General features: G+C 66.6%; 16 protein-coding genes, 1 tRNA gene and 2 pseudogenes. 12 read left to right on the plus strand and 7 right to left on the minus strand.

What is annotated here, in order from left to right:
- Positions 1-450: 450 nt before the first annotated feature.
- The 3 genes from aroB to lipA form a co-directional block, all read right to left on the minus strand.
- Positions 451-1,524, minus strand: coding sequence for a 3-dehydroquinate synthase (gene aroB, locus THSYN_RS03245; protein WP_100917878.1), 1,074 nt, complete (start codon positions 1,522-1,524; stop codon positions 451-453).
- Between the two features lie 3 nt (positions 1,525-1,527).
- On the minus strand, positions 1,528-2,052 hold the full coding sequence (gene aroK, locus THSYN_RS35615) for a shikimate kinase AroK (RefSeq protein WP_100917879.1): 525 nt from the start codon (positions 2,050-2,052) through the stop codon (positions 1,528-1,530).
- A 68-nt stretch (positions 2,053-2,120) separates the two neighbouring features.
- Positions 2,121-3,128 (minus strand): lipoyl synthase, encoded by a 1,008-nt coding sequence (gene lipA / locus THSYN_RS03255; RefSeq protein WP_100917880.1) that lies wholly within the window; start codon positions 3,126-3,128, stop codon positions 2,121-2,123.
- A gap of 176 nt (positions 3,129-3,304) precedes the next feature.
- Here lipA and THSYN_RS03260 point away from each other — a divergent pair, with 176 nt between their 5' ends.
- Together THSYN_RS03260 and THSYN_RS03265 are read left to right on the plus strand one after the other, a co-directional pair.
- Entirely contained in the window at positions 3,305-3,928 is a 624-nt protein-coding gene (locus tag THSYN_RS03260) for a DUF938 domain-containing protein (protein ID WP_100922276.1), read from the plus strand.
- Positions 3,929-4,103: 175 nt separating this feature from the next.
- Positions 4,104-4,805 carry an SDR family NAD(P)-dependent oxidoreductase gene (locus THSYN_RS03265; protein ID WP_100917881.1) on the plus strand — a complete coding sequence of 234 codons (702 nt, stop codon included), beginning with the start codon at positions 4,104-4,106 and terminating at the stop codon, positions 4,803-4,805.
- Positions 4,806-4,832: 27 nt separating this feature from the next.
- On the opposite strand, the gene THSYN_RS03270 is transcribed toward THSYN_RS03265, so the two are convergent.
- Entirely contained in the window at positions 4,833-5,177 is a 345-nt protein-coding gene (locus THSYN_RS03270; RefSeq protein WP_100922277.1) for a phenylpyruvate tautomerase MIF-related protein, read from the minus strand.
- A gap of 311 nt (positions 5,178-5,488) precedes the next feature.
- On the opposite strand from THSYN_RS03270, the gene nadD reads away from it, so the two are divergent.
- From nadD to THSYN_RS37160, 10 genes and pseudogenes are all read left to right on the plus strand, one after another.
- Positions 5,489-6,118, plus strand: coding sequence for a nicotinate-nucleotide adenylyltransferase (gene nadD / locus THSYN_RS03275; RefSeq protein ID WP_100917882.1), 630 nt, complete (start codon positions 5,489-5,491; stop codon positions 6,116-6,118).
- 33 nt (positions 6,119-6,151) lie between these two features.
- Positions 6,152-6,508 carry a ribosome silencing factor gene (rsfS, locus tag THSYN_RS03280; protein WP_100917883.1) on the plus strand — a complete coding sequence of 119 codons (357 nt, stop codon included), beginning with the start codon at positions 6,152-6,154 and terminating at the stop codon, positions 6,506-6,508.
- A gap of 85 nt (positions 6,509-6,593) precedes the next feature.
- Entirely contained in the window at positions 6,594-7,202 is a 609-nt protein-coding gene (locus THSYN_RS03285; RefSeq protein ID WP_335582488.1) for a dihydrofolate reductase, read from the plus strand.
- 125 nt (positions 7,203-7,327) lie between these two features.
- The gene (locus tag THSYN_RS03290; protein ID WP_100917885.1) at positions 7,328-9,715 is read left to right on the plus strand and encodes an HsdM family class I SAM-dependent methyltransferase; all 2,388 of its coding nucleotides are present in this window, start codon (positions 7,328-7,330) and stop codon (positions 9,713-9,715) included.
- 75 nt (positions 9,716-9,790) lie between these two features.
- Positions 9,791-10,954, plus strand: coding sequence for a Fic family protein (locus tag THSYN_RS03295; RefSeq protein ID WP_100917886.1), 1,164 nt, complete (start codon positions 9,791-9,793; stop codon positions 10,952-10,954).
- Positions 10,955-11,381: 427 nt separating this feature from the next.
- A pseudogene (locus THSYN_RS37150) lies at positions 11,382-11,672 on the plus strand (restriction endonuclease subunit S); the annotation flags it as partial.
- 83 nt (positions 11,673-11,755) lie between these two features.
- The gene (locus tag THSYN_RS03305) at positions 11,756-12,400 is read left to right on the plus strand and encodes a restriction endonuclease subunit S (protein ID WP_216644668.1); all 645 of its coding nucleotides are present in this window, start codon (positions 11,756-11,758) and stop codon (positions 12,398-12,400) included.
- Between the two features lie 26 nt (positions 12,401-12,426).
- Positions 12,427-12,762 (plus strand): AAA family ATPase, encoded by a 336-nt coding sequence (locus THSYN_RS03310; RefSeq protein ID WP_100917889.1) that lies wholly within the window; start codon positions 12,427-12,429, stop codon positions 12,760-12,762.
- Between the two features lie 41 nt (positions 12,763-12,803).
- Positions 12,804-13,205, plus strand: a pseudogene (locus THSYN_RS37570) (hypothetical protein); the annotation flags it as partial.
- 636 nt (positions 13,206-13,841) lie between these two features.
- Positions 13,842-14,570 (plus strand): M48 family metallopeptidase, encoded by a 729-nt coding sequence (locus tag THSYN_RS37160; RefSeq protein WP_236848910.1) that lies wholly within the window; start codon positions 13,842-13,844, stop codon positions 14,568-14,570.
- A 213-nt stretch (positions 14,571-14,783) separates the two neighbouring features.
- Here THSYN_RS37160 and THSYN_RS03320 read toward each other — a convergent pair.
- The 3 genes from THSYN_RS03320 to ispH form a co-directional block, all read right to left on the minus strand.
- A tRNA-Thr gene (locus THSYN_RS03320) sits at positions 14,784-14,859 on the minus strand.
- A gap of 39 nt (positions 14,860-14,898) precedes the next feature.
- Positions 14,899-16,029 (minus strand): glycine oxidase ThiO, encoded by a 1,131-nt coding sequence (gene thiO / locus THSYN_RS03325; protein ID WP_100917891.1) that lies wholly within the window; start codon positions 16,027-16,029, stop codon positions 14,899-14,901.
- Positions 16,030-16,122: 93 nt separating this feature from the next.
- A complete protein-coding gene (gene ispH, locus THSYN_RS03330) occupies positions 16,123-17,073 on the minus strand; it encodes a 4-hydroxy-3-methylbut-2-enyl diphosphate reductase (RefSeq protein WP_100917892.1) in 951 nt (316 codons plus the stop codon).
- Positions 17,074-17,370 lie beyond the last annotated feature (297 nt).

The raw sequence follows: 17,370 nt of genomic DNA on the forward strand, positions 1-17,370 counted from the left end.
GCGTGATGGGGCTGAGGGCGATCGGGGGGCGGCGCGAGGCCGGGCGATGGGCCGAATGGGGGCGGGGCGCACCATCGCGGGGCATCGGGGCCGGGATCAGGATGGTGCGAGGACGCGCCGGGACCCCGCCGGAACGACGAAGAGTTATTGTCCGCAAATCAACGCAAATGAACGCAAATGAAGAAAATAACAGATTACGTTCAAATCGTTACGCGGGATGCCGATGGTGGCTCGATCACCGCGCCGACGTTGATCGTCGTTCTGGCCGCAAGGAGACCGGAGGTCGAGGCTTTAGCCGGTCGACATCGCCTATTAGTGGCCCTGGTCCGGCTAAAGCCTCGACCTCCGGTGTGCAACGCCTGGGCGGCGTCCGGTCCTCGCAGCGGACCCTACAACGCTTCTCCCATTTGCGTTCATTTGCGTTCATTTGCGGACAAAACTCTTCATCACTCAACCGCCCAGGGTGGCCCGCAAGTGCGCCGGGTCGAACTGGTCGGTGACCACCGCCGCGCCGATTCCGCGCAGCAGGACCAGGCGCAGGCGCCCCTCCAGGACCTTCTTGTCCACGGCCATCAGATCGAGGAGACGCTCGGCGGAGAGTTCGGGCGGGGGGGCGGTCGGCAGACCTGCGCGCGCGATCAGGTCGCGGGTGCGCCGCAGGTCAGCGGGATCGAGCCAGCCCAGGCGCGCCGACAGGTCCGCGGCCATGCACATGCCGACCCCGACCGCCTCGCCGTGGAGCCAGTTGCCGTAGCCGGCGCCGGTTTCGATGGCGTGGCCGAAGGTGTGGCCCAGGTTGAGCAGGGCGCGCTCGCCGGATTCCAGTTCATCCGCGGCCACGACCTCTGACTTGTTCTCGCAGGAGCGGCGGATCGCCTCGGCCAGGGCCGCCGGGTCGCGGGCGCGCAGTGCGTCGAGATGGGTGTCGAGCCAGTCGAAGAAGGCGGGATCGCGGATCAGGCCGTACTTGATGACCTCCGCGAGCCCGGCGCAGAGCTCCCGGTCCGGCAGGGTATTGAGGGTGGCGGTGTCGGCGATCACGGCGCGGGGCTGATGAAAGGCCCCGATCATGTTTTTGCCCAGCGGATGGTTGATCCCGGTCTTGCCGCCGACCGACGAATCCACCTGGGCGAGCAGGGTGGTCGGGACCTGGATGAAGGCGACGCCGCGCTGGTAGCAGGCGGCGGCGAACCCGGCCATGTCCCCGATGACCCCGCCGCCCAAGGCGACGAGGGTGCAGTCGCGGCTGAAGCGGGCGCCGAGCAGGGCCTCGTAGATACGCTCGAGCACCGCCTGGGTCTTGTAGACCTCACCGTCCGGCAGGACCAGCGTCTCGACCCGCAGCCCGTCCAGGGCCCCCGCCACGGCCCCCAGGTACAGCGGGGCCACGGTCTCGTTGGTGACGATCATCACCTGGCGGCCGGCGACATAGGGTCGGTAGCAGGCGGGGTCGGCGAGGAGGCCGGTGCCGATGAAGATCGGGTAGCTGCGCGCGCCGAGCGAGACGTTCAGGGTCGTGGTCATGGACTACGACTCTTCCGACTCGAGCCGACGGCGGATCTCTTTGACCACGGACGCGGTGCCGCGCTTTTCGGTGGAAACCACCAAGTCCGCGACCTGCCGATAGAGCGGGTCGCGCTCCTCCATCAGGTCACGCAGGCTCTGCAGCGGGTCGTCGGTCTGGAGCAGGGGTCGGCCGCGGTCCCGGGAGGTGCGGCTGAACTGCTGCTCCGGGGTGCAGTGCAGGTAGACCACCACGCCGCGGGACGCCAGGTTCTGACGGTTCTCGGCGTCGAGGACTACACCGCCGCCGGTGGCGAGCACGATGCGCTCCTCGGCCACCAAGTCCTCAATGACCTGTCGCTCGCGGGCGCGAAAGCCCGCCTCGCCCTCGAACTCGAAGATGGTGGCGATGTCGACGCCGGTGCGTCGCTGGATTTCGTGGTCGCTGTCTTTAAAGGTAAAAGACAGAGATTCCGCAAGTTGCCGGCCAACGGTACTCTTGCCGGCCCCCATGGGCCCCACGAGGAAAATGTTCTGCGCGCGTATCATCTCTACAGGTATGCCAGATTTTGACCGGATGGGCAAGGCTTATGCGCCAAATTTCGGTCGATGTGGGGTCATTCGGCGGCGCTTTCGGCCGCTCCCGGGTGCCGCGCGTCGAGCCCGTGGGCCTGGCGGTCGGCGTGGTAGGACGAGCGGACCATGGCCCCGCTCGCCACGTTGGAGAATCCCAGTGACTCCCCGGCCAGGCGCAGGGCGTCGAACTGCGCCGGTGTCCAGTAGCGGCGCACCGGCAGGTGGGCGCGGGTCGGTTGCAGGTACTGGCCCAGGGTCAGCATGTCGCAACCGTGGGCGCGCAGCGCGGCCATGACCGCCAGGACCTCCTCGGCCTCCTCCCCGAGCCCGAGCATGAGCCCGGACTTGGTCGGCACCCCCGGGTGACGCGCCTTGAACTGCGCCAGCAGGTCCAGCGATCCATGATAGTCCGCGCCGGGGCGCGCCTGGGCATAGAGCCTGGGCACCGTCTCCAGGTTGTGATTGAAGACATCCGGCACCGCCGCGCCCGCGAACTGGTCCAGGGCGAGTGCCGCCCGGCCGCGGAAGTCCGGCACCAGGATCTCGAGTCGGGTGCGCGGACAGCGTACCCGCACCGCTTCCAGACAGGCGGCGAAGTGCCCGGCGCCGCCGTCGCGCAGGTCGTCGCGGTCCACCGAGGTGATGACCACATAGTTGAGCCCCATGGCGGCGATGGACTGGGCCAGGTGCTCGGGTTCCGTCGGGTCGATGGGTTTTGGTCGACCATGGGCCACGTCGCAGAAGGGGCAGCGGCGGGTGCAGACATCGCCCAGGATCATGAAGGTCGCGGTACCCTCGCTGAAGCACTCCCCAAGATTCGGGCAGTTCGCCTCTTCGCAGACGCTGATTAATTGCGCCTCCCGCAGGAGCCGCTTGATCCGCGCGACCTCCGCCCCGACCGGCGCCTTCGCGCGGATCCAGTCCGGCTTGCGCAACACCGCGGTCATCGGCTCCACCTTGATCGGGATGCGGGCAACCTTATCCGCGCCCCGCTGGTGGGTCTGCGGGGTGGCGCGCGAGGGGGCGGTGAGCGGGGTCGGATCGGTCATGGGGCGAGGTCCGGCTGGTATGACGGCTTACGCGCCCTGATATAGGGCCAAGCGGTGCAGTTTAACACCAGGAACCGGCCCGACCCAGGGTTTCCCTGGGAGAATTCGCGGGTCCTTGACGCGCTGCCGCGAAGCGCAGATCCAGATAAAGTATTTGATTTATATGGCTGATGTTGATGCTTGACGATTCTTTCCCGAATAAACCCTACTCAGAGGCGTGCGAGGAGAACAAGGCACCCATCCTCGCCGTGATCGGACCCCTGTTCAGCAAGGCCCGGCGGGTGTTGGAGATCGGCAGCGGGACCGGGCAGCACGCGGTCTGGTTCGGCACCCACCTGCCGCATCTGGTCTGGCAGACCAGCGATGTCCCGGCCAGCCTGCCCGGCATCCGGCAATGGCTGGCGCAGGCGTGTCTGCCCAATCTGCCGCCGCCGCTGAGCCTGGACGTGGCCGGCGACTGGCCCGTGGGCCCGGTCGATGGCGTCTTCAGCGCCAACACCGCGCATATTTTAGGAAAATCCGACGTCGCCCTGCTGTTTCGCGGGGTGGGCCGGGTCCTGGCCCCCGGGGCGCCCTTCGCCCTCTACGGCCCGTTCCGCTACGACCGGCGCCATACCAGCGAGAGCAACGCCCGTTTCGACGCCTGGCTCAAGGCGCGGCACCCGCGCATGGGGGTCCGCGACCTGGACGACCTGCGGCAACTGGCGGACGCCGCGGGTCTGGACCTGGTCGCCGACCACCCGATGCCGGTCAACAACCGGACGCTCGTGTGGCAGAAACGCGCAGCGTCGGCGCCGTGACGGCATCTTCTTGATTGATGTCGGCATGGACTTCGATGCCGGGTTTATGGCCTGCAGTTCGTCGGTCTGAACACAAGCCTCGGTAACTCTGCTCGCCCCGACGCTGGTCAGTATGGCGGTCTGAGGCGACAATCTCACCGTCCACCCAGTCCCCACGCCACCGAAGGAGGTCTGCATGAAGGTCCCGGTCTGCGTCATCGTCGGTGCCGGACCCGGCAACGGCGCCGCTTTTGCCCGCCAGTTCAGCCGCGCCGGCTACCATGTCGCCCTGCTCGCCCGGGGGCGCGAAACCCTCGACGCCCTGGTGTCGGAGATCGCCGGCACCCGTGCCTACACCTACGACGCCACGGACCCGGCGCACGCGCAGCACGTCTTCGCCGCGATCCGCGAGGACCTGGGCGAGCCCCAGACCCTGATCTATAACGCCTCCACCCGGGAGTTCGGCGATCTGGATGCCACGCGCCCGGACGCCTTCGAGCGCGCCTGGCGGGTCAATGCCTACGGCTGCCTGCTCGCCGCCCAACAGGTAGTGCCGGCCATGCGCGCCGCGGGGCAGGGGAACATCATCGTCATCGGCGCCACCGCCTCGCTGAAGGGCAGCGCGGGCTTCGTCGCCTTCGGCGCGGCCAAAGCCGCCCAGCGCAGCCTGGCCCAATCGCTCGCCCGCCAGTTGGGACCCGAGGGTATCCACGTCTCCTATGTAGTCATCGACGCGATGGTCGACCTGCCCGGCACCCGCGCCCTGATGCCGGCGGCCCCCGACAGTTTCTTTGCAAAACCAGATGACATCGCCGAGTCGGTCTTCTTCCTCGCCCGCCAACCCAAATCCGCCTGGACCTTTGAGCTGGACCTGCGGCCGTTCCGGGAGCCTTGGTAGGCCGGGCCCCGCTGCGGCGCAGCCGCGCTAAAAGGTGCCGCCGTTCCACCCGAACAGGTGCCGGGGCGGGGCGGCAAATTCGATGTAGACCCGCTCGGCGGGGATCTCCAGGGTCTCGGCGAGCAGGTCGCAGAGGGCGCGCGAGTAGTGGGCCGTCTTGAGTTCGGGTAGGCCGATGCTCTTGAATTCCACATAGGCGGCGGGATCCGAGGTGCCGGCGAAGAACAGGTCGCGCCCGTCCTCCAGGATGACCATGACGTAAGACTCCGGCTTGCCGAGCAGTTCCGCGACGGTGCCCGACGCGCGGGCGAACAGGTCGGCGCGGTCCTCGGCCGGGACCTCGACGTTGGTCAGGATGCGCAGTGTGGGCATGTGGGTGGTACCAAGGCGATAGTCGATCAGGCCCCCATGATAAGGGGCGGGCGGGGGCTTGTCGCTGGCGAGACACCGTTCCGCGACCGGGTGGGACAAGCCGCGCCGGTTCTGCTATGGTGACACCAGTACCGTACGCACTGACCACTGTCCAAGAGCCAGGAGACCTTGCCCCAGGCCCAGACCCACAGAGCGAACGGGGAGTGGACCCGGCCGACACCGCGGCGCCGGCCCCGGTTCCCGCCCCCGGATCGTCCCGCCCCCTTACTGCCCCGGTCGCCGGGGTGCCGCCTGCCCGGTGGCGCCTCACCATGATCGGCGTCTTGGGCGGCACCTTCGACCCCGTCCATCTCGGGCACCTGCGCCCGGCCTTGGATTGCCTCCAGTCCCTGGGGCTCGCCGAACTGCGCTTCATCCCGCTCAACGTGGCGGTCCACCGCCCCCAGCCGGAGGCCGCGGCGTCCTGGCGACTGGCCATGCTGGAGGCGGCCATCGCCGGTGAGCCCGGATTTCGGGTGGACGCCCGGGAATTGGAGCGGCCCGGCGGCTCTTTTTCCTATGACACGCTGCAATCCCTGCGGGCCGAGTTGGGTGAGGCCCGGCCCCTCTGCCTGCTGTTGGGCGGCGACGCCTTTCGGGGCTTTGCGGACTGGCACCGGCCGCGCGAAATCCTGGATCTGGCCCATCTGGTGGTGATGCAGCGGCCCGGGGTCTGCGGCCCGCTGGCCCCGGGGCTGGAAGTCCTGTGCGCGGGGCGGACCTGTGAGGACCCGCGCGCGTTGCGGGAGGCGCCGGGCGGACGCATCCTGTTCCAGGCCGTGACCCAGATGGAGATCGCCTCGACCCGGGTGCGCGCCTTGCTGCGGGCCGGGCGCGGCGCCCGCTATCTGGTGCCGGAGGCGGTCCTTGCGCTCATCGCGCAGGCCGGCCTTTATCGATGAACCCTTACACAAACCCTTAGCAGAGGAGACCGCATGCAGCTCGCTAAACTCAGGCAACTGGTGGTGGATACCCTGGACGACATGAAGGCCCGGGATGTTGCGGTAATGGACGTGCGCGGCAAGACCGCCGTCACGGACTATATGATCGTCGCCTCCGGGACCTCGGACCGGCACGTCAAGGCAATCGCCGAGACGGTGGCCTTCCGCTCCAAGGAGGCCGGTGAGGCGCCCTTAGGCACTGAAGGGCTCAACGAGGGCGAATGGGCCCTGGTGGATCTCAACGGGGTCGTGGTCCATGTAATGCTCCCCAAGGTGCGCGACTTCTACAACCTGGAACGTCTGTGGTCGGCCCCCGAACCGGTCGCCCAGTCCGCCGCCGCCAGCGCCTGAGCCCGGCGTCCGCGGCCCCCGGGCTTGCCCGCCGCACCGCGGCGGCGCTCATCACGCCGATCGCGCGGCGGCGGCGCGCCGCGCCGTGACGGGGTTGTCCGAGCCGGCGCGCCGGCCCCTGCTGTGCCTGGTGGCCGCGGTCGCCGACAACGGGGTCATCGGCCGGGGCAATGCCCTGCCCTGGCACCTGCCCGCGGACCTGGCGCACTTCCGGCGCCTGACGCTGGACAAGAGCATCCTCATGGGTCGGCGCACCTGGGAATCGCTGCCGGGCCCGCTGCCGCGCCGCCGCCATCTGGTCCTGACCCGGGACCCGGCCTTCCAGGCCGCCGGTGCGACCCCGGTGGGCTCCCTGGCAGAGGCCATCGCCGCGGCAATGGGGGAGGCGCAATTGATGATCGTCGGCGGCGCCAGTGTCTATGCGCAGGCCCTGCCGCAGGCGGACCGGCTCTATCTCACGCGGGTCCATGCGCGGCCGGCGGGCGACACATGGTTCCCGGCCTGGGCGCCCGCCGCCTGGGAGGAGGTCGCCCGCCGGTCCCATGCGGCCGATGAGCGCAACTCCATCCCAATGACCTTCCTGGAATTGCATCGCATCCCGCTGGTCGGGGCCGCTCACCAGGACGCCGCGATCGATGCCAAGAGCAACGACGGCGTGACTGGGTTGATTTTCGCCGCGGCGTGGCGAGCCTGACGAGCAAAACTGCGTGAATTTCCTATCTGCGTGCCGGCGTTGACCGCTCGGCCGAATCGCCGATCCACAGGAACAGCCCTTGCCCGTTCATCGCCCGTTGCCAGGCCACCTTTAAGAAAAAGCCCATGGCCCTCAAGAAGTCCGCACTCTATTCCTCCCTCTGGCGCTCCTGCGACGAGCTGCGCGGCGGCATGGACGCCAGCCAATACAAGGACTACGTCCTGGTCCTGCTGTTCGTCAAATATGTCTCCGACAAGTACGCCAACGACCCCGATGCGCTGATCGAGGTCCCCTACGGCGGCGGCTTCGCCGACATGGTGATCGCAAAGGGCGACAAGGAGATCGGCGACAAGATCAACAAGATCATCGGGCGCCTCGCGGATGCCAATGACAGCTTGAAGGGCGCGATCAACGTCGCGGACTTCAACGACGAGGACAAGCTCGGCAAGGGCAAAGAGATGGTGGACCGGCTCACCAAGCTGGTGGCCATCTTCGAGGGGCTCGACTTCGGCAGCAACCGCGCCGAGGGCGACGACCTGCTGGGCGACGCCTACGAATACCTGATGCGCCACTTCGCCACCGAGTCCGGCAAGAGCAAGGGCCAGTTCTACACCCCGGCCGAGGTCTCGCGCGTCATGTCGATGGTGATCGACCTGGGCCGCGCCACCAGCGGCGCCCAGACCATCTATGACCCCACCTGTGGCTCCGGCTCGCTGCTGCTCAAGGCCTACGACGAGGCCAGGAACCGCACCGGCCTGGATCTGACCCTCTACGGCCAGGAGATGGACAACGCCACCTCCGCGCTCGCCCGCATGAACATGGTGCTGCACGACGCACCCGAGGCCGAGATCTGGCAGGCCAATTCGCTGTCCAGCCCGCACTTCAAGAACGCCGACGGCGACCTCAAGACCTTCGACTTCGTGGTCGCCAACTTCCCCTTCTCCAACAAGAACTGGACGAGCGGTCTCGACCCCGCCAACGACCCCTACGGGCGCTTCCGCTTCGGTATCCCGCCCGCCAAGAACGGCGACTATGCCTTCCTGCTGCACATCCTGGCGAGCCTCAAGGGAAGCGGCCAGGGCGCCGTCATCCACCCCCACGGCGTGCTCTTCCGCGGCGGTGCGGAGGCCGCCATCCGCCAACGCCTCGTCCGCCAGGGCTATATCAAGGGCATCATCGGCTTGCCGACCAACCTCTTCTACGGCACCTCCATCCCCGCCTGCATCCTGGTGGTGGACAAGGGCGGCGCGGCCGGGCGCCGCGGTATCTTCATGGTCGACGCCAGCCGCGGCTTCATCAAGGACGGCAACAAGAACCGCCTGCGCGCCCAGGACATCCACCGGATCGTCGACACCTTCACCCGCCAGGTCGAGTGCCCAGGCTATTCGCGCATGGCGCCGCTCGCCGAGATCGAGTCCAACGACTTCAACCTGAACCTGCCGCGCTATATCGACGGCAGCGACCCGGAGGACTTGCGCGACATCGAGGCCCATCTCAAGGGCGGCATCCCGAACCGCGACATCGACGGACTGGCTGCGTACTGGCAGGTCTTCCCCGGCGTCCGCCGCGAGTTGTTCGAGGAGACCGACCGCCCCGGCTATAGTCAGCCCAAGGTCGAGGCCGGCCAGGTCAAAGCAGCCATCTTCGGCCACCCCGAGTTCAGCGCCTTCAACGCGCAGGTCACGGCACTCTTCGCCCAGTGGAAGACCGCCAACCTGCCCAGCCTCAACGGCATCCGCATCGGCGACGCACCCAAGCGGCTGATCGACGGGCTTTCGGAAAGCCTGCTGGAGACCTTCCGCGCCGCACCGCTCATTGACCCCTACGACTGCTATCAGCACCTGCTCGACTATTGGGTCGAGACCATGCAGGACGACGCCTGGATGCTGGTCGGCGACGGCTGGCAGGCGCTCGCCGACGGCAAGCCCAACACCGACCTGATCCCGCCCGACCTGATCATCACCCGCTATTTCGCCGCCGATGCCGCCGCCATCGCGCGGCTCGAAGCCGAGCGCGACGCGGTCGGCCGCGAGCTGGAGGAGATGGACGAGGAGCACGGCGGCGAGGATGGACTGTTGGCGGAGGCCAAGAACGACAAGGGCAAGCTCACCCGCGCGAGCGTCAAGGCGCGGCTGGCCGAGATCAGGCCCGACCGCGACGCCGCCCCCGAGCGCCGGATGCTGGCCGCCTATAATGCGCTGATCGAGAAGGAAGCCGCCGCCGGCAAGAAGGTCAAGGAGGCCCAGAAGGCGCTCGACGCCAAGGTGGTCGCCCGTTATCGTCAACTCACGCAGGACGAGATCAAGACCCTGGTGGTCGAAGACAAATGGCTCGCCGCCCTGGCCCTGGCCGTCCAGGGCGAGTTGGACCGCGTCAGCCAGGCCCTGACCTGGCGCATCCGGCAACTGGCCGAGCGTTATGCCGCACCGCTGTCGAGGTTGATCGAAGAGGTGGACACACTCGCTGCCCGGGTGGACGAGCATCTGAAGACGATGGGGTTCGCTTGGACGTGACTAGTTGTCGGTGCCTTATTAAAGTATCCTGAGCTTTTTTTAACAGCGCCGAGCCTTATTAAAGGATTCTGTGCCATGCACCGTGACAGCAACGGGCACTATGCCGCCAGTCTCGCCGGGGGCGAGGCCGTGCGCGCCTTCGTTCCCGCTCCTCTACCCCCGGTGCCGCCGCTCGACCTGAGCGGCAGTCGCCAAGCGGACCTGGAGCGGGCCACCCTGGCATTGGGTCGCCTCGACAGCATCGGCCTGCTGCTGCCCGACCCACACCGTTTCCTATACGCCTATGTACGCAGGGAGGCGGTGCTGTCCTCCCAGATCGAGGGAACCCAGTCATCACTGTCCGATCTGCTGCTCTTTGAACTCGAGGAACAACCCGGGGTCCCCTTCGACGACGTGGTGGAGGTCTCCAACTATGTTGCCGCTTTGGAACACGGCATGGCGCGCCTGCGCGAGGGCCTCCCGCTCTGCAATCGGCTCCTGCGCGAGATGCATGCCCGCCTCATGGCGCGGGGACGGGGCAGTGACCAGGCCCCCGGCGAGTTTCGCCGCACCCAGAACTGGATCGGCGGCACCAGACCAGGTAACGCCCGCTTCGTCCCACCGCCGACCCAAGAGGTGGAGCCCTGTATGGGCGCGCTGGAGGCGTTCATCCACGACGCGTCCGCTGCGCTTCCCGTGATCCTCAAGGCGGCCCTGGCGCATGTCCAGTTCGAGACCATCCACCCCTTTCTCGACGGCAACGGCCGCCTCGGGCGACTGCTGATCGCCATGGTGCTGCATGAGGGCGGGGCACTCACCCAGCCTTTGCTTTATCTTAGCCTCTATTTCAAGCAGCACCGTCAGGTCTATTACGACCTGCTGGACCGCGTGCGGACCGACGGCGACTGGGAGGCCTGGATCGACTTCTTTCTGGAGGGCGTGGAGCAAACCGCCAACAGCGCCGTGCAGACCGCCCGCCGGCTGGTTGATCTGTTCCAGCAGGACACCCGGCGCGTCCAGGCCGGCGGGCGCGGTGCGGCCAATACCCTGCGCGTGCTCGACGCACTGCGGCAGCGGCCACTGTGCAACCTGGCCCACGTCAGCTCAAGCGCCGGGATCAGCTTCCCGACCGCATCCAGGGCCATGCTGGCACTGGTCGAGTTGGGTATCGCCCGCGAACTGACCGGCCAACGGCGCAACCGGGTGTTCGTCTACGATGCCTATCTGGGGATACTCAACGAAGGGGGGGAGGCACTGTGACACGGGACCAAAACCGAACAACCGTCCATGGCTATCGCGCCCTGCTGGACCAGATCTCGCAGACCTACACCCAGGGCCGCGTCCACGCGATGCAGGCCGTCTCTCGTTCCCACGCTCCGCGTGGGAATGCAGCCTTGGCCGCTCCTGCGGCCCGAATCCGTATGCGACGCTGGCGCGTCGCCACTTGCTCCCACGCTGGAGCGTGGGAGCCAGAGAACGGCTACCGCGAACTGCTGGGGCAGCAAGCACGGACCTGCACCCCAATAGGTGCGACGCTGTCGCACCTATTGGGGTGTCCGGCACTGCCGCAGCTGTTGCGGGAGTCGCGGCAATGAGCGCAGAACTGAGTTAGGGGTATAAACAGACTGAGGGTGGACTGATTCCAGATGACAGTTGGCAGGAATTAGCTCTCGGTACCTTTCTGACTTTGCAGCGCGGATTTGATCTTCCGCAGCGCCTGCGAAAACCAGGCAATATTCCAATCATTACATCATCGGGGATTGGTGGGACTCACTCTGAACCGATGGTTACGGTCCCGGGGGTGATCACCGGTCGATATGGAACGATTGGCGATGTCTCCTTTGTCAACGAAGACTTCTGGCCCCTAAATACAACTCTTTACGTCAGAGACTTTCATGGAAATGACCCTGTCTACGCTTCATATTTGCTCAAGACTATTGACTTCAACTCTCATAGTGGCAAAAGCGGGGTTCCCGGCGTCAATCGCAATGATCTCCATCAGCTTTTGGTCAGGCGCCCCCCTCTAAACGAACAACGGCTATTGCCGCCGCGCTCTCGGACGTGGATGCCCTGCTCGCCAAGCTCGATGCGCTCATCGCCAAGAAGCGCGACATCAAACAGGCCGCCATGCAGCAACTCCTTACCGGCCGGACCCGCCTGCCGGGGTTTAGCGAAGCATGGGAGGCAAAGCGGTTGGGTGACATGCTGAAGGTGCGTCACGGCAAGAGCCAGCACGGTGTTGCTGTCGTTGATGGCGCCTACCCAATTCTTGCAAGTGGCGGCGAAATTGGCCGGACTAATATATACCTCTACGATAGGCCGTCGGTCCTGATTGGTCGAAAAGGAACTATCGACAAACCTCAATACCAGGACAAACCTTTCTGGACAGTGGATACACTGTTCTACACTGAGCTATCGAATAGCACAGATCCAAAGTTTATCTACTTCAAGTTCGTGATGATCGACTGGCGTTCCTATAACGAGGCATCTGGCGTGCCGAGCTTGAATGCGTCGACGATCGAGAGCATTGAAATCTTCGCTCCGAGTCACGCCGAACAAACCGCCATCGCCACCATCCTCTCCGACATGGACGCCGAGATCGCCGCACTCGAAGCCCGCCGCGACAAGACCCGCGACCTCAAGCAGGGCATGATGCAGGAACTGCTGACCGGGAGGATTCGCCTCGTCGGCACCGTCATCAACTAACCGACTACCTCCCAGGAGCCTCCCCGATGAGCCTGCTGCGCCGTAATCTCCGTCAGGTCTGGGACCAATTGCGCGCGAAGAAGCTGCAGATGCCGCAGTTCCTGGAGTCGGTACAGATCCGTAAGCTACGCGGGATCGAGAGCCTGCAGATCACCTTCGGATATCCCGTTACCGTCATCGCCGGCCCCAATGGCTGCGGGAAATCGACCGTGCTCTTCGCCTGCGCCTGCGCCTATGACGTATCGGACAGTCGTGATTACACCCCGGCCGTGCTCTTTCCCAACCTCAAGGCCCCGGCGATTTCGGATCATCTCGGCGACGCATCGTTCGAGTATTTTTTGTCGCTGACGGCAGCCGGGTAGGCATGACCTGGCGGCGGGGTAAGTCGTGGACCAAGAATTTCATGGGGCGCAAGGCCGCGCACCAGCCAAAACGGGCGTTATATTTGCGCACCCTAGCCAACCTGACCAGCCCCTCGGAAGTCCGTAGCATCCTGCAGATCGGATCCAAACAATTCGAGCAGTCGGACCTGGATGCCGATCTGATCGCCTTTGCCCACCGCGTCTTGCCTTTCAAGTATCGGGGCCTGAAGCTGTTGCAACTGAAGGGCAAGGATCTGCTGTTCGCGGACCGCGAAGACGCGACCGCGACCTATTCGGAATTTCATATGTCCGCCGGAGAGCGGGCCTTGTTGCGTATCTCCAAGGACATCTCCCGTCTGAAGGACGCGTTTATCCTGATCGATGAGATCGAGGCCGGTCTGCACCCCTACATCCAGCAACAAGTCATGCTCGAGTTGCAGCGGTTGGCCCTGCGCAACAACCTGCAAATCATCGTCACTTCCCACAGCCCGGTAGTGCTGGAGAGCGTCCCGGTCGAGGGCCGCATCTTTTTGGAGCGTACCCCGACGGATGTCACCGTCCAACCGCCATATCGGGATATCTTTCAGCGCGCCTTCTACGGGCAATCGCAAGACAAGCTGTCGATCCTGTGTGAGGACTCCATTGCCGAGGGACTCATTCTCGGCGTGCTGGATACCTTGAACGTCAAGCTGAACCTCAATCCTGACGATGTTGTAGTCGGGCGCGACACGGGCAAGGACCAATTCCCCCAGCACGTCGAAAAGCTCGGCAAGTTCCAGATGCTCGATGCCTTTGTCCTGGTGCTCGACGGCGATGCCCGGCAGATCGAGCCCGCCATCCAGCAAGCCGCCGAGCGATTCAACCAGTCTGCCGCACCCCTGTTTCTACCGGGTATCCAGCCTCCCGAAGAGTGGATCTATGCGGCACTGGAGAAGCAGCCAGCCCTTTATTCATCCCTGCTTGCCGCCCCGAGCCTTGAGCAGCAGTTGAAGAACCCGCCAGCACCATTGCCGATGACGCGGGGGGCTACTCGGTCGAAACCGAGGCCACCAGGCTTATCGAACTGGCGAAGCACCAGAGTGACTACTGAGACGCAGCACCTGCGGATCTCCGGCGTTGAGGTCGAAGTGGTGCGCAAGGACATCAAGAACCTCCACCTGGGCGTCTATCCGCCGCTCGGGCGGGTGCGCGTGGCCGTGCCGCTGGTGCTCGGGGACGAGGCGGTACGGCTCGCGGTGATCGACAAGTTGGGATGGATCAAACGGCAGCGGGCAAAGTTCGCCGAACAGCCCCGGCAGTCCCGACGTGAGATGGTAAGCGGCGAGAGCCATTGGTTCCTGGGCCGGCGCTATCGACTGCGGGTCCGGGAACAAGAGGGGCCGCCCAGGGTGGCGGTGTGCGGGATTGGCGCCATCGATCTCGTCGTGCGCCCCGGCACCGATGCCGCGCAGCGCGAGGCCATCCTGTCGCGCTGGCACCGCGAGCAACTCAAGGGGCTGATCCCGCCGCTGCTCGCAAAGTGGCAAGCGGCGCTGGGGGTGCAGGTGGCCGACTGGGGCATCAAGCGGATGAAGACCCGCTGGGGGAGTTGCAACCCGGCTGCGCGTCGCGTCTGGTTCAATCTGGAGCTGGCCAAGAAGCCGGTCCAGTGCCTGGAGTACATCGTCGCCCATGAGCTGACGCACCTGCTGGAGCGACATCACGACGAACGGTTCACGGCACTGCTGGACGCCCACATGCCGCAATGGCCGCAGTATCGGGACATGCTCAACAGCCTGCCGCTGGCGCATGAGGAATGGGGGTATTGATGCTGACTCCGATCCCGTCGGCGCAGTGGCGGACTTGCCCGGCGGACCTGCCGACGGCAACGAAGAACCCCGCGGACCGGTCACTGGGCTACTGATGATCGACCCGACGAAAGCAATATGCCTCGCACACAGATTGTTCGGTCGCAATTCCGCCCCAGATCAGAAAGGACACGGAACGGTAACCGTCAGAAATTACGTAACCGATTGAAGTATTGGAGCCGATGGGCGGATTCGAACCGCCGACCTACTGATTACGAATCAGTTGCTCTACCAGCTGAGCTACATCGGCGCACCGGACGCGACAGTATAGGGGATGCGGCCCTCTGCCTCAACGGCCGGACCTCAGGCTCGATGCCCCGGCGCCGCCGTCGGATAGCCGCGGGGCATCCAGGGCGTAGGGGGCGGGATCGGTGACGGGGTCGCGGCCGAGCAGGAGGTCGGCGACCAGGCGGGCGGAGGCGGGGCCGGTGACGATGCCGTTCCTGTAGTGTCCGGCGTTGACATAGAGCCCGGCGGTGCCCGGGACCGGGGCGATGTACGGGATGCCGCCCGGCGCGCCGGGGCGCAGCCCCGCCCAGTGGGCCTCGATCGGTGTGTGCGCGAGGTGGGGATAGAGTTCGACGGCGGCGCGCTGAAGCGACTCCCGGCCCTGTGCGGTGGCCTCCTTGACGAAGCCGGTCTGCTCCAGGGTGCTGCCGACCAGGACGCGGCCGTCCCGGCGCGGGATGACGTAGTGCTCCCGCCACAGGGTGGTGTAGTTGATCTGGCCGGGGCGGCCCTTGAACAGGAGCATCTGCCCGCGCACCGGCGCGATGTCCGGCCGCTGACCGAGTGGGTCCAGGAGGCGGGCGGTCCAGGCGCCGGTGCAGACCACGACCTGGTCGGCCTGGATCAGGCCCCGGCTGGTGCGCACACCCGCAACGCGCCCGTCCGCGGCCAGGATCGCGTGGACCTCTTCCTGCTCGCGCAGCGCGATGCGTCCCTCCAGCGCCCGGCGGGCGGCCTTGACGAGGCGTGGGTTGCGCACGTTGCCGACGGCGGGCAACAGCATGGCGGTCGGCGGCCGGACGGCCAGTTCGGGCGCCGCTTCGTGGAGTTGGACGCTGTCGATGAGTTGGACCTCGGTGCCGTGCGTCGCGGCCCAGGCCAGCGCCGGCTCCAACTCCTGCGGGTCCAGGATCAGCAGGCCGTTGGCGGTCAGTTCAGGGTCGATACCGGTCTCTGCGGTCAGGTCGGCGCAGAGTTTGGGATAGAGCCGCTGGCTCCAGCGGGCGAGTGCGGTGACGCTGTCCGGGTAGCGCCAGGGGTAGAGCGGGGAGACGATGCCGCCGCCGGCCCAGGACGACTCGCGGCCGGTCTCGCCCAGCTCGACCAGGGTGACCGCGGCACCGCCCTGGACCAGTTCGCGGGCGGTCAGGAGCCCGATGATGCCGCCGCCGATGACCAGGATGTCGCTCATGGTCGGACCTCTTGCTGTGCAAACCAGTGGGTCGGGCGCCCGCGGGCGGATCTCGGCCGCGACGCAAGGTCGGGGCCGTTGCGCCTGGCGGTGCTAGGCCGCTGCCGCACCGTCGCCCGTCAACTCCCGGGGCAGGGGGAAGACCACCTGCTCGCGGATGCCGGACTGCTCCTGCACGGTCGCGGCGCCCCAGTCCCGCAGCCGGGCGATGACCTGCTCCACCAGGACCTCGGGGGCGGAGGCGCCCGCCGTCAGGCCCACCCGCGGGGCCTGGGCCAACCAGTCGCGCTGGATATCCTCGGGTCCGTCGATGAGATACGCCGTGCAGCCCTGCTTCTGCGCCAGTTCCCGCAACCGGTTGGAGTTGGAACTGTTGGTGGAGCCGACCACCAGCAGCAGGTCGCAGCGCTCGGCCAGTTCGCGCACCGCGTCCTGGCGGTTCTGGGTCGCGTAGCAGATGTCGCTGCGCTTGGGGCCTTGGATGGCGGGGAAGCGTGCGCGCAGGGCCGCGATGATCGCCGCGGCGTCGTCGACCGAGAGGGTGGTCTGGGTCACATAGGCCACGCGTTGCGGGTCCCGGACCCTCAGCGCGGCGCAGTCGTCCGCCGTCTCGACCAGGTGCATCCGGCCCTCCCCGCCCTGGCATTGGCCCAGGGTGCCCTCGACCTCCGGGTGGCCGCGGTGCCCGATCAGGACCACGTCGAGCCCCGCGCCGCAGTGACGGGCGACTTCCAGGTGGACCTTGGTCACCAGCGGGCAGGTGGCGTCGAAGAGCCGGAAGCCGCGCCGCTGCGCCTCGTCGCGGACCTCCTGTGCGACTCCATGGGCGCTGAAGATCAGGGTGGCCCCGGCGGGGACCTGGTCCAGGTCCTCAATGAAGACGGCGCCGCGCTGCTTGAGCCCCTCGACCACGAAGCGATTGTGCACGACCTCATGGCGGACATAGATGGGGGCACCGTAGAGGTCGAGTACACGCTCGACGATCGCGATGGCGCGGTCGACACCGGCACAGAAGCCGCGGGGATTGGCGAGGAGTATGTCCATGGCAGCAAAAGATAGGCTCAAGTGGTGATGGTGGGAAAGGCCGGGGGGGCGGCGTGCGCCCGGGCCGGCGCCGGCCGAATCAGAGGGAGGGTGTTGATCCGCATCCTTACCGAATCGCCGGCCCGTCGCAAGGGGGAGCGGCCCCGGCGCGGCCGTGGGTTCCCGCGGCGCCCGCGGATCGCCTCCCGTTGGTCCGGACCGGATGCCATCGGATCAAGGCGCCGCCGCACCGCAGACGATTGCCCCCGCCGCGGCACCCGCGGCGGAGCGGGCGACGAGCGCCGACCCCCCACTCGG

This window comes from Candidatus Thiodictyon syntrophicum (assembly GCF_002813775.1).
Taxonomy (GTDB): domain Bacteria; phylum Pseudomonadota; class Gammaproteobacteria; order Chromatiales; family Chromatiaceae; genus Thiodictyon; species Thiodictyon syntrophicum.

Bases quoted from the DNA above. Each gene is read 5' to 3' on its own strand.
- aroB (WP_100917878.1), bottom strand. From the start codon at position 1,524: ATGACCACGACCCTGAACGTCTCGCTCGGCGCGCGCAGCTACCCGATC.
- aroK (WP_100917879.1), bottom strand. From the start codon at position 2,052: ATGATACGCGCGCAGAACATTTTCCTCGTGGGGCCCATGGGGGCCGGC.
- lipA (WP_100917880.1), bottom strand. From the start codon at position 3,128: ATGACCGATCCGACCCCGCTCACCGCCCCCTCGCGCGCCACCCCGCAG.
- THSYN_RS03260 (WP_100922276.1), top strand. From the start codon at position 3,305: ATGCTTGACGATTCTTTCCCGAATAAACCCTACTCAGAGGCGTGCGAG.
- THSYN_RS03265 (WP_100917881.1), top strand. From the start codon at position 4,104: ATGAAGGTCCCGGTCTGCGTCATCGTCGGTGCCGGACCCGGCAACGGC.
- THSYN_RS03270 (WP_100922277.1), bottom strand. From the start codon at position 5,177: ATGCCCACACTGCGCATCCTGACCAACGTCGAGGTCCCGGCCGAGGAC.
- nadD (WP_100917882.1), top strand. From the start codon at position 5,489: ATGATCGGCGTCTTGGGCGGCACCTTCGACCCCGTCCATCTCGGGCAC.
- rsfS (WP_100917883.1), top strand. From the start codon at position 6,152: ATGCAGCTCGCTAAACTCAGGCAACTGGTGGTGGATACCCTGGACGAC.
- THSYN_RS03290 (WP_100917885.1), top strand. From the start codon at position 7,328: ATGGCCCTCAAGAAGTCCGCACTCTATTCCTCCCTCTGGCGCTCCTGC.
- THSYN_RS03295 (WP_100917886.1), top strand. From the start codon at position 9,791: ATGCACCGTGACAGCAACGGGCACTATGCCGCCAGTCTCGCCGGGGGC.
- THSYN_RS03310 (WP_100917889.1), top strand. From the start codon at position 12,427: ATGAGCCTGCTGCGCCGTAATCTCCGTCAGGTCTGGGACCAATTGCGC.
- thiO (WP_100917891.1), bottom strand. From the start codon at position 16,029: ATGAGCGACATCCTGGTCATCGGCGGCGGCATCATCGGGCTCCTGACC.
- ispH (WP_100917892.1), bottom strand. From the start codon at position 17,073: ATGGACATACTCCTCGCCAATCCCCGCGGCTTCTGTGCCGGTGTCGAC.